At 42.3% G+C, this 12151-nt stretch carries 8 protein-coding genes; 6 read left to right on the forward strand and 2 right to left on the reverse strand.

Translation table 11 applies throughout. The features are described 5' to 3' along the window. The first annotated feature begins 207 nt into the window (after positions 1-207). The 3 genes from J5X92_RS19625 (at position 208) to J5X92_RS19640 (ending at position 4270) form a co-directional block, all read left to right on the forward strand. Entirely contained in the window at positions 208-1386 is a 1179-nt protein-coding gene (locus J5X92_RS19625) for an SIR2 family protein (RefSeq protein ID WP_208806348.1), read from the forward strand. Beyond that, positions 1379-3148 carry an ATP-binding protein gene (locus tag J5X92_RS19630; protein WP_208806349.1) on the forward strand — a complete coding sequence of 590 codons (1770 nt, stop codon included), beginning with the start codon at positions 1379-1381 and terminating at the stop codon, positions 3146-3148. Before J5X92_RS19625 ends, J5X92_RS19630 begins: the two co-directional genes overlap by 8 nt. A gap of 735 nt (positions 3149-3883) precedes the next feature. Next, positions 3884-4270 carry a hypothetical protein gene (locus J5X92_RS19640; protein WP_103685575.1) on the forward strand — a complete coding sequence of 129 codons (387 nt, stop codon included), beginning with the start codon at positions 3884-3886 and terminating at the stop codon, positions 4268-4270. 218 nt (positions 4271-4488) lie between these two features. Here J5X92_RS19640 and J5X92_RS19645 read toward each other — a convergent pair whose 3' ends face one another. Beyond that, the gene (locus J5X92_RS19645) at positions 4489-4893 is read right to left on the reverse strand and encodes an MAPEG family protein (RefSeq protein WP_103685576.1); all 405 of its coding nucleotides are present in this window, start codon (positions 4891-4893) and stop codon (positions 4489-4491) included. 871 nt (positions 4894-5764) lie between these two features. Continuing rightward, positions 5765-6847 carry a hypothetical protein gene (locus J5X92_RS19650; RefSeq protein ID WP_208806351.1) on the reverse strand — a complete coding sequence of 361 codons (1083 nt, stop codon included), beginning with the start codon at positions 6845-6847 and terminating at the stop codon, positions 5765-5767. A 1008-nt stretch (positions 6848-7855) separates the two neighbouring features. Here J5X92_RS19650 and J5X92_RS19655 point away from each other — a divergent pair. The 3 genes from J5X92_RS19655 to hsdR all read left to right on the forward strand — a co-directional run bounded on the left by J5X92_RS19655 (position 7856) and on the right by hsdR (position 12126). Then, positions 7856-8107, forward strand: a complete 252-nt coding sequence (locus tag J5X92_RS19655) for a hypothetical protein (protein ID WP_208806352.1) — start codon at positions 7856-7858, stop codon at positions 8105-8107. Positions 8108-8232: 125 nt separating this feature from the next. Beyond that, a complete protein-coding gene (locus tag J5X92_RS19660) occupies positions 8233-8472 on the forward strand; it encodes a hypothetical protein (RefSeq protein ID WP_208806353.1) in 240 nt (79 codons plus the stop codon). A gap of 201 nt (positions 8473-8673) precedes the next feature. Continuing rightward, on the forward strand, positions 8674-12126 hold the full coding sequence (hsdR, locus tag J5X92_RS19665) for a type I restriction-modification system endonuclease (RefSeq protein WP_208806354.1): 3453 nt from the start codon (positions 8674-8676) through the stop codon (positions 12124-12126). Positions 12127-12151: the final 25 nt, after the last annotated feature.

Below are 12151 nucleotides of genomic sequence, written 5' to 3' on the forward strand. Positions count from 1 at the left end.
GTCTCACTCATGCCTAACTTCCGCACCCTGTCTAATACTATGAAAAACTGAGGCGACAACTATCCTGACACAGGGGGAAATCCTTGTAGGGTTTGAGCTGCTTTCAACTCACTAAAGTAAACAATGAGCAAATTTATATGGCTTTTGCATAATTCTTTAATGGTAGTAGTATTGATAACGTGGAAAATAAAAAGAAAAGGATATCGTATGACCACCGTCCATAACCCTGATCAGTATATGTATGACTTTAAACATATTTTGACTCATGGAAAAAAGAAGATCGGTATACTAATAGGAGCAGGAGCACCAGTTAGCATAAACGTTAGTCCAGATGAGGGAAGCTGGCAATCGCTTATACCCGACATTACAGGCCTCACAAAGGAAGTAAAACAGAAACTAATCCCCATCGAATTAGAAGTCTACGAGTCTCTAGAAAAAGAAATTGAAAATAGTAATTTAGAGTTAATTCTATCCAGAGTAAGGTCATTATCTGAGGTAATTGGTTCGTTCAAGGTTAACGGTTTTGACTCTCAGCAATACCATGAGTTTGGTAGCAAAATATGCTCAATCATAAAAGATGTCGTTTCAAAAAAGCTTCCTGAAGGCGAAAATCCGTTTAGTAACCTTGTCTCTTGGATAAACGGAATAAACAGAGAACACGCAGTTGAAGTTTTTACTACAAATTATGACCTGCTGCTTGAAGAAGCTATGGAAAATGCCAAAACTCCATACTTCGATGGTTTCACCGGTTCTCGAATTGCGTTTTTTGACCCTTCTACAATTTCAAGCAATGACCTACCCGCTCGCTGGATAAGACTTTGGAAACTACATGGGTCAATAAATTGGACAAAGAACGATGCAGGAGAAGTAACACGATCGGTTGGTGGCAACGACGGTACAATGGTATACCCCTCTCACATTAAATATGACCAGACTCAGTCTGCACCATTCTCCGCCCTATTCGATAGACTGAAATCATTCCTACTTGAACCTGATACAATATTGCTAACAACAGGATTTTCGTTTGCAGATGCGCACATTTCCGCCAAGCTTGATGAGTGTCTATCTGAGAATCCATCAGCAGCTTTATTAGCCTTTCAGTACAAGTCTCTCGCAAATGAGCCGCAAGCCAAGGAGCTGGCGCTTCGCCGACCAAATCTAAGTGTTTATTGTCAAGATGGCGCTGTAATTAATGGCATAGAGGCTGAATGGAAAATTGGTGAGGAACCGGCAAAAAATTGGAAAACAATACGCCAAGAATATTGGGACTCGAATAAGTATGTACTTGGCGACTTTGCTCTATTTGCAAGATTCTTGGCTAATTCCAATGGTGATAAAATGTACGATTCAGTTGTGGCGGTAGAAGAGATCAATATTGATGGATAATAGTCACACATATTTGGGCAAAATCACATCAGTGTCTGGCTCATCAATCAGTGTAGAACTCACCCCTTCTGTAAAGTCTGGTTTGATGATGATAGAAGGAAAAGCACATAAGATTGGGCAGGTTGGCAGCTTCATTCGAATCCCTCAAGGTTACAATAACCTCTACGGGATAATTTCAGAGACTACTGGAACTAGTGATAATAAAAGCGAAAATAATGAGGAAAAACGAACCGTTAGAGTAGAGCTAGTAGGGGAATCCATAGGGATAGACTTTGAAAGAGGTATTAGCCAATTCCCAAGTATCGGCGATGAAGCTCATCTAGTTACGGAAAGAGATCTATTCAACATTTATGGTCGTCAAGCTAACGGACAAATCAGTATAGGCAGATTATCCAGTGCTGATAGTATACAAGTTAGTGTAGATTTAGATGCACTCGTAAACAAACACTCAGCACTACTTGGCTCGACTGGTTCGGGTAAATCTACTAGCGTTGCTAGTTTGCTCAGGTCTATAGTAACTAACCATAATCAAGGTGAAGTTGCATTCCCCTCCGCAAGAATTGTACTTTTTGACTTGCACGGGGAGTATTCCACAGCTCTCTCTGACATTTCGACTACTTATTCAATTACACCAGATGATGATGGTGTAGAAAAGTTTATTATTCCTTTCTGGTGTGTTTCACCAGATAGCCTCATAGATTTTTTATGCGGTGGCAATGAAAGCCTTAAAAATCGCTTTATAGATTATCTAATAAACGAAAAAGTTGCATACGTAACAAACAATCCACATTTAAATATCAGTCCCGATCTTGTCACCCAATATACTCCAGTACCTTTTCGGCTCAATTATATTTGGTACATGTTGTGCTTCGAAGATACGGTTACTTGGGAAGAAAACACACAAGAAACACCAGCATTTGAACAAGAAGGGGATTTTCAGAAGTTAATAGCACCTAAGTTTACTCCCCCAGGAACAGGCAACAAGGCACCATTTAAAGATGGTAAAGGACTATGGAAAAAGCAATTAGATCTTATGAAAGCGAGGCTTTTAGATAGCCAATATTCGTTTTTCTTAAAACCTGATGATTGGGAACCTGACGCCAATAATGTTATTAAGAAAGACTTGAAAGACTTGATTTTTGGTTGGATAGGAAACGAAAAACCTATAACCATTTTAGACCTTTCAGGTATGCCGTCATCAAGGTTGGACTTACTTCTCGGTTCAATAATTGATGTCATGTTTGAATCTGCCATTTGGAGCAGGAATCTCGATATTGGCCTCAAAAACTTTCCATTGTTAATGGTTATGGAAGAAGCTCATCGATATCTATCTAAAAATAATAATGGTATGGCAAAGGATATGGTGAGAAGAGTAGCAAAAGAAGGCAGGAAGTTTGGAGTTGGTTCAATGTTAATAAGCCAACGTCCTTCAGAGATTGACGATACAATTCTCTCGCAGTGCGGGACATTGTTTGCAATGCGAATAAACAATGCAACAGATAGAGCACAGGTGAAGTCTGCAATGACCGATGGCCTTGCAAGCATGATAGATTCTTTACCTATATTGAGGACTGGAGAAGCGATTGTAACTGGTGAGGCAACAAAGTTGCCCATGCGCTTCCGTTTTCGTCTACCTTCGGCTGGTCAATTCCCAGATAGTCATGATCCTAACGTGACTGGCAAGTGGGCCGAATCTTATTCGAAACCTGACTTTGCAAAGATAATCGATGCTTGGAGAAAGCAACGACCATTAAAAACATAGCGAGTTATTACATATGGAAAGAGTACCAGTTAGTTCGAGCAACGTTAATTCTGTTGGGTATGATGAGGACACGTCTACTCTTGAGATAGAATTTTATAGCGGGACATACCATTACTATGATGTACCTAGGCATGTTTTCGAAGAATTGGTTTCCTCATCGTCTGTTGGCTCATATATTCATCACCACATAAAAGGCTCGTATTCGTATGAGCAAGTCTAGTTTTGTTCGGAAACGTCTTGGCATAACCTCACTCATTGCCAGAGGCATAAAGTATTAGAAATGACGATGATTTTTATTTCTAACTAAGTTTTTGAAAAAGTGTGTTGAGGCACTGTAACCCGCTTATGGCTGAAATCGGGAGTTTAAATTTAAAGCCTGAGCGTTCGCTCTTTGTCTATAGGTGGCCTTTACACAGTGGCGCTGATAAGTTCGTTAAGCGACTATTGAAGCCTCAATCATTTTTGGCGTGATTTTTAGCGATGTAAATCGAGCCAAAAATCATGATCGCGAGCGGCAATAAAAAAAGCCTATTTGCATTCTAAGGTTGGAAATCAGTTTTTCTGCCAAAGTAATGAGGAAGCGCTGCTGGTTGGAATCTAAAATATGAGGGGCGGCATTGTACGTAAAGCAGACATTTTACCTTTCCCATGAAAATACGGAGTATGTTTCTTCAAGGGAAACGGGTGTTACTATGAATTCAATCCAATAAGCTATTATGTTTCAAGGAAAGTTGAGTGAAGGTATTCTTAGTAGCCGCGCTGGCGCTATCACTAGCAATTAATGTATATCAGCTTACGTTCATCCCAAAAGCTGCGAACTTAGTCATAGCCAATTCGTCACAAGCGGAATGCATTAAACAATTACGCTCGTCGTCTAGTGAGACAAATGTTATTGGCCCTAACTTTCTTTCCGGATATTTAGCACTAGACCTTAACCTCAACTCCAATACCTCTTTCAGTAAAGAAGTATCTGGTTGTTATTTTGACAGTTACATAGAAAACGTTACTGTAGAGAACCTAGCTGAAAATGTTCAGCTTTTACGCTCAACGGGCAGTAGTAGCGTTACATTTTTCAAAGACGCAACTTCTGACAAGTTCACTGTATACGGCCGGAGTGAATGAAACATACAAACAAATTATGGCGCCCGCCGAGGCGGGCTGGGACGCTAACACGCAGGCGGCTTCGCCATTTTCGCCAGCGCGTCCGCGCCCCATATTTGGGTGTTGATATGATTCCCGCTGTCAATAAGCATGACGACATACCCGCAGACTTCTTTCATTAGCGTTGTGGATCTGACTGGCGCTTGATACCCCATGGTTTCAGGGGCACGTTGGCTCGGTCAGACGATGAGTTGGTAGCAAACCCAGAAAATCATGCCTACCTGAGCGAGGAAAAACGTGGCACGTAACAGCACAAACGCTGGCGCGGTGCTGATGAGGTGTACTAGGCTCTGCCCCACACGCGCGGCCAGGATAAAGGCCGCAAGGCCATCCACAACGGGACTCTTACCCATTAGCGCAGCGATCACCACGACGGCAGCGAAGAGCGGAAAGTTTTCCACGCAGTTGAGATGTGCGCCTTTGACGCGGACCATAAAGGGTGGGTCGCGGTTGACTTCAGCGCGCTCCCAGTCCGCGAAGTTGCGATCCCCGAACAGCGCCATCGGCACGCGGGGAAACGCGTAAGCCAGCATCAGCAGTTGCATCCACACTACGTAAAACAGCACAGCGATAAAACCGGTCATTGGGCATTCTCCATAGGTTGGATTGAGACAATCCTTGAACACTAAGCCCGCTAACAGATGCGGGAATCGCGACTACAGCTGCCAATCTATCATAAAATGCGCTTGTGTTGGAAGCGGAACAATCGGGGTTAGTCCAATTTGTGGTGCTCTCCCCCAACAACGTAATGCAAGTGACTCACTGGGTCGTTCGCTTTTTTCAGCGGTACACTTGCGTTATCGTTGTTTGCGCTGTTCGAATCCCGTCTCACTCAGGGCGTTGCCCCCTGAACACAGCGTTGAACGTCTGCTGATTGTCTTTAGGCGACCTTGACTATCAAACCAGTTTCTACCAAGTTTTGCACAAATCGGAAATGTCGCTATCTGGATGAAATTTCAATATCCAACCTTAGAATGCAAATAGCCTAAAAAAATAACTTCTGCTGGCATGAATCGCTCCTATTTTTTAGAGTTTCTCAGGATGTTTGATGATGTAAACAGCGACTGCAACGATAAAACCGAAGATGATTGCCATCGGCAACAGCGTCACGATTGAGTCTATAAAATTTGACATAAATCAGATTACTTCTTTTTTAGATGATTAATCAATAAGCCTAAAACAGCTATACCGCCAATGGCGACAAAAATTCCGAGTATTTGAATTTCGTTCATCACGCTTTCTGCTCATTATTCCTTCTACTATAGCTTAATTAAAATTTCGCACTTGCAAAGTTTTCCATTAACTATTGTACGCCTAACGGCTTATTTCCTATATTTCAAAAAAGCACTCCTATCCTCTAGAAACAAAACTGTGTTTCTAGAGGATAGAAAAAACATGTTTACTTTCGTTCTTAGCTGTCTTTTCGGTGAGGTTTCAGCCTGTTTATTGAATTATTCAAATATGCACTGCTATGCGCAATTCTCTTCTCCAGCGGTCAAGCGTGCTTACACTTATGTTATGCCGTTTTGCTAGTTGTGAACGAGAAATACTGAGGGTGTTTAGTTGTTTAACTATTTGAATACGCTTATCAAGTGCGTACTTATATCGTTCACCCCCTTGCTCGACAAGCTCCCTCGTCTCAAGCTCGTCATGAAATCGTGGTTCAATACCTTCGAATATATTGTGCCATTGTGGCTTCTCCGACATGACAAAGTAACTAATATTCTCGCGGCAATTAGGTGAGGCCGTTGTTATTCTCTCCACTTTGCGCCAAATATTTCTAAAGATAGCTTCGGAGCGACAAACAAAGATTTGCTCTACATTTTCGAAGTCTGGATATACGATATTGCCGGTATCATCTGCATCTACTAACTCTCGAAATAAGTCTCTAAGAGAGTCTGAATAACAATCTTCTTTCTGATATTTTTCCGCAAAAACATCTAACCAGTGCGTCAAGCTACCTGCGTGTTGTGATATGCCCCTACTTGAATTCTCAATTTCGATGATGAGTAGCGTCATATCAGTCGTTATAGCCAAAATATCGGGAATGCACTGAAAAATTGTGTTGGCAGTATTTTTCACTGCCTGAATCTCATGCTCGGATTTAATACAGTTGATTATGTGATTACCAAATTCGATTTGTTCCGATTGCAATGCGATAAGAAATTCGTTGGCTAAGTGACGATGGTACTGATGTTCGAAGTTACTTAAGAAGCCGCTGGATTTATAAAAAGTCGAAATTTTTTCTAACAAGTCGCTTCTTTTATCATTCTTGAGCAATGAGGCCCCTCGGCGTGAGAGTGCGAAAGCTTTTACGCCAGGAGAGCCACTATAAGTTTCTGTCCAAATAAGTTTGTCTGCCACCATACGCCTGAGTACATGTCGTATTGTTTGAACGCTGATTTCGCAATACATGGCAAGCTGGCTTTGGCTAAGCCACCCAAATTTTCCCAATGCGAAAAGAATATTTAATTGATTTTCTTCACCTAAGAAGATTTGTTTCGCTGCTGCTCCACTTAACTTTTTGCGGTTTTGCATATTTTTACTTTCCTAGTTATTTGTCGACTGAAAAATAACTAGGCTTTTGTTGTGCAAACTCTGGCTACACCCTCACATAAGCGAGGGTGTAGCCAGACAAGAGCGCGATATCTTCGGGCTGGACGCCCTGCAATATCTTTGGTTTTCGGGCTTTTAGCTCTCCGCTGCTGGACGCAGCTACATTCTAAAAGCGCACGAAAAGCCGCCCTACGTCGCATGCGCGACTCCGAGCAACCACTACTTTCAGTGAATTGGCGTTGTACGGGGCGAGGTTGCACCTCTTCGCACGAACTGACAATTCATCTTTCAAGTCGAGGTTGCTCGGAATCGCTGCGCATCCTCGGGCGGGGGCTAGCCCCCACAATTTTTGCGTTGCTGGGGCAACTTCTTAACGCTAGGGCGTACGAAAAAATTGCGGCTCCCCCAACTTTGTCGCTGAACGCGCCTCAGTTTAAAGAAAAAAGCCGCTCGATGTTAGATAATAAATGCTCACGTTATACCTAGGCACTGCTTAGCAAAAATTCTTACTTTTAAAGTCAATGCACCAAACTTTGCGTTTATTGTGAGTAGATAACACCCAAGTGTCTCGAGCATCAATTAGTTCGATGAATTAAACATTATCTAAAGCAAGTGTGAGAAATTTTTGCATGGCAGGTGCATATATAAAGATAGAACACTAGGTAACTGCTGTTCCGTCAGGTCTCTCAAAAAATCGAGAGCTACGTAAATAAAAGTCTGGCTTTGTTAACGTAGCGAGAGAGATGCCTCTAGGCAGATATAGAGGTACTGATTGCAAAACCATTCCTTGCTAGTTTCGTTCTGCAACAGCATATTGACGTCTTTTGGATTTTTACAAAAGAGAAAAGAGCACTTCGTAAGAAGTGCTCTTTTTATAGCAAAATTTCACTTCATTTCAATGCAGTCTGCTGACTCTTATTAAAAAATAGTTGCTTATGAAAACTCAATCATTAATGTATTTATTCAATAAATATTGTGTGCAGAATTCATATGGATGAGTCAAAAGCAATGAAGTGTGTACTGGCTGTTTTGAGTGCAGTTACAGCAGTGTGTATGCCGATATTTTTGTACTACGTGAGCATAGATTTACTTGAGTTTGCATGTATTTTCGCACTTATCAACATGGGTGTATTTTGGAAGCTTTATTTGGGGGCAAAAAGGTACTTTAAGCAGCAAGAACTCGGCTTAAATGAGCCTTCAGGTAAAAGATTACTGAGCTATGCTCTTTTTGAGTTCTACTAGCAATTTAAAAGTAGTGACTATCTAAGTGTTCTGACAAAAAAGTTTATGTCCTCTCGGCCAAGGATGGCCGAAATCCCCGTTTGAAGCGCCTATGTAATATGGATTAAGACAAAAAGGAAAATCTGATGAGATCATCAAAACGTGCAGTGATTGATATTGTCGCACAGGCGGTAATGGAACTCTTAAGGGCATTTGCTTATTGTGCTGTGATTGTATTTGTACTGAATACTATTTTTGAAATTGAATTAAACAAAGCAATAACGGTAGGACCTGGTTTTATATTGTGGACGGGCCTGGCGGCATTTTTGTCCTCGACAGCTATAAAAATCTACCTCCTGAGGGACCCAAACAGAATGCATAGCTGACGCAGTTTAACGCCCGAGAGGGCGTTTTTTATTACGTTAAGGCCAGTATTTCAATGCAAAAAAATATCTTTAAAAAAGAAAAAATTAACGTTTAAAACACCTCACAAAAGTAAGTCGTCGTAGTCAGCCAGATAACCCTTAATTCATTCTCTACTTTAGTATATAGTTTGGGCAGTAGACTTGTTAAACAGGGAACGTTGTATGGTGTTCACAAGTAATTTCGAATTTCTAAAACCGCATGGAGCTTGGTTTTATAATCTTGCTGCTAGTGCAGAGCGTAATTTTTCTTCCGACCCAAACACAACACTTATCAAAATGCGCCAACTTGGCGAGGCCATTGCTCAAAATATTGCTGCACGAGTCGGCGTTGAGTATGGCAACGATGTGAAGCAAGTTGATTTACTCCGCGATATTGACTATTCCCTCAGACTGGATGACAACGTTCGAGACGCCTTTCATACCTTAAGAAAGTTAGGGAATACAGCGACGCACGAGTTTGATAGCAGTAGCCATCGTGACGCGCTTAAGTCGATGATGGTAGGCCATGCGCTATCAATGTGGTTTCACAGCACATTTGGGGGAGATAAAGCAAAAGGCTTTAAAGTAACTAAATTTGTTAAACCAGAAGATCCGTCCGCTTACGTTAGGGAAATAGAAGAACAACTAGAACAACTAAAGACCGAATCTCAACGCACATCAGACCGCATAAAAATTGCTGAAAAGCTTAGCCAAATTGAGCATGAAAAAGCTGAGGCTGAACGCCTTCGTGCAGAGCGAATGGCTGAAGAGCGTGAGATATGGGAACAATTGGCGCATGAGCAAGAAGAAGCGCTTGCCAACTATCGAGCTGAAGTTGAACGTGAAAATAAAGACAACTTCAACTACTTCAAAGCGCAACCAAAAGAGCAGCAAGCCGCTGAGCTTCAGCGCATTGAAAAGTCCCACTTTGAAATGGATGAGGCGGAGACCCGTGTCATCATTGATCAGCAACTTATTGATGCAGGTTGGGAAGCTGATACTGAAAACTTACGCTATTCTAAAGGCGCTCGCCCTGAGCCTAACAAGAATCGTGCTATTGCCGAGTGGCCCACAGATTCTGGGCCAGCTGACTACGCACTTTTTATCGGCACAACGTTAGTGGCTGTTATCGAAGCAAAGAAAAATGCCAAGAATGTATATGGCGCTATCGACCAAGCTAAACGCTACGCGAAGGGCATTACATCGTTAACTGACGATATAGAAGTGACAGAATACGGTGAATTTAAAGTACCGCTAACGTTAGCTACTAATGGCCGTGCTTATCTTAAGCAAATGGAGCAAGAAAGCGGTATCTGGTTTTTAGACGTTCGTGATACCACTAATCGCCGCAAAGCATTGAAAGGCTGGTACTCTCCTCAAGAAATAAAAACTTACTTGCGCCAAACACCTCAAAAAGCCAATTCACAACTAGATGACATGGGCTTCGAGTACGAACTTCAGTTACGTGACTATCAGAAGCAAGCCATTCTCAGCGTAGAACAGGCCATTAAGGATGAGAAAGAGCGTGCGCTTGTAGCGATGGCAACCGGAACAGGTAAAACCAAAACCTGTATTGCGCTGGTATACCGCCTTTTAAAAGCTGAACGATTCCGCAGAATTCTGTTTTTGGTAGACCGCAGCGCTCTAGGCGTTCAGGCTACCGTCGATTTTGGTGAAGTGCGTATGGAAAATCTCAATACGTTTGCGGATACTTTTGATGTACTTGGAATGGAACCAGAAAAAAATCCAAAACCAACGCCCGATGACGACACAAAAGTGCATGTGGCTACAGTGCAAGGTTTGGTTAAGCGTATTATGTACCCGTCAGAAGATGCGACTAAGCCAGGAGTAGGGCAGTATGACTGCATTGTTGTGGATGAGTGCCACCGTGGTTACCTGTTAGACCGAGAGCTTAGTGAAACCGAGGTAAAGTTTAGAGATCAGCAAGATTATGTTTCGAAATATCGCGCCGTAATAGACTACTTCGATGCATTCAAAATTGGGTTAACAGCAACGCCTGCTATTCATACTACCGATATCTTTGGCGATCCAGTTTACTCATATAGCTATACAGAAGCGGTAATAGATGGCTACCTAGTTGACCACCTACCACCAGTAAGAATTCATACCAAACTTAATACTGATGGCATTCACTACAATGTGAATGAGGAAGTGCAGGTTTACGACCCACAAACTAATCAACTTGAACTCATTCACACCCCCGATGAACTCGACTTTGATGTCGCGCAATTCAACAGAAAAGTAATAGCGCCAGAGTTTACCAAAGCGATAGCGAAGTGGTTGATAGAAAGTGATTCAATTAACCCATACTCTCAAGAGAAAACACTTATATTTTGTGTAACCGACAAACATGCTGATGAGATGGTAGAGGCGCTCAAAGAAGCATGTGAGCAATATCATGGTGCGGTTGATGACGATGCCATTATGAAAATAACGGGTGCATCTGATAAGCCGCTACAGCTTATCAGGCGTTATAAGAATGACCGTCTCCCCAACATTGTAGTCACGGTAGACCTGTTGACCACGGGTGTAGACGTACCCTCTATCTGCAACCTTGTATTCATGCGCCGCGTGAACAGTCGTATTCTTTACGAACAGATGTTAGGCCGTGCTACGCGTCGCTGTGACGACATCGCTAAAGAGCGGTTTCGTATTTACGATGCTGTAGACATTTACAAGCAGCTCGAAAAAGTGAACACCATGAAACCCGTGGTCACGAACGTAGACATTACCTTTAGCAAACTAGAAAGCGAGATTAAAGAGGGTAAAGACAGCAAACTTCAAGAACTCGCGAAAGACCAATTTTTGAGTAAGCTTCAAAGTAAGAAGCGCTACCTTACTGAAACCCAGCAAAGCGAATTCGAGCGCATTGTTGGAAAGCCGCCACAAGAATTTGCGCAAGAATTAAAAGCAAAGCCTGTTCAAGAAGTCGCCGACTGGTTCTTAGATAACCCTGGCTTGGGTGAATTACTCGATATGAGAGTAAAAGGCGCAGGTGGGTTTAATCGTATTGTACTGTCTGAGTATGAAGATGAGGTAATAGATACCTCAACAGGCTATGGCAGCGGCCAAAAACCGGAAGATTACTTAACTGCCTTTAATGACTTTGTGAATGCAAATAGTAACCGCATGGTTGCTATTCAAACAGTTATTCAACGCCCGTGGGAATTAACCCGTGAAAGCTTGAAACAATTAGCATTAGAGCTTGAAAAAAACGAGTTTAGAGAAGAAGATCTCAAGGCGGCATGGAAAGAGGTGCGAAATGAAGATATCGCTGCCAGAATTATTGGTTACATTCGCCAAGCCGCTATAGGTGAAGCCCTTATCCCATACGAAGAACGAGTAGATAGAGCATTAGATAGAATACTTGCAAGCCAGCCGTGGAAAACACCGCAGCGGGACTGGTTAAGCACCATCGCTAAACAAATGAAAGCCAACATTATCGTCGATGAAGCCAACTTAAATGAAGGTATTTTCAAGCAGCGGCTTGGTGGCATCAATCGCGCTAACAAACTTTTCGACCAGCCCATTACCGATATCCTTGCGCAATTTAATCGCGCACTTTGGACGAATGATGATAACGGCGGCTACACAGATGACAAAGCAACAGCCTAATTTCAAGCTGTGCAACGAACGAAAT

Source organism: Alteromonas sp. K632G, assembly GCF_017653625.1.
Classification (GTDB): Bacteria; Pseudomonadota; Gammaproteobacteria; order Enterobacterales; family Alteromonadaceae; genus Alteromonas; species Alteromonas naphthalenivorans.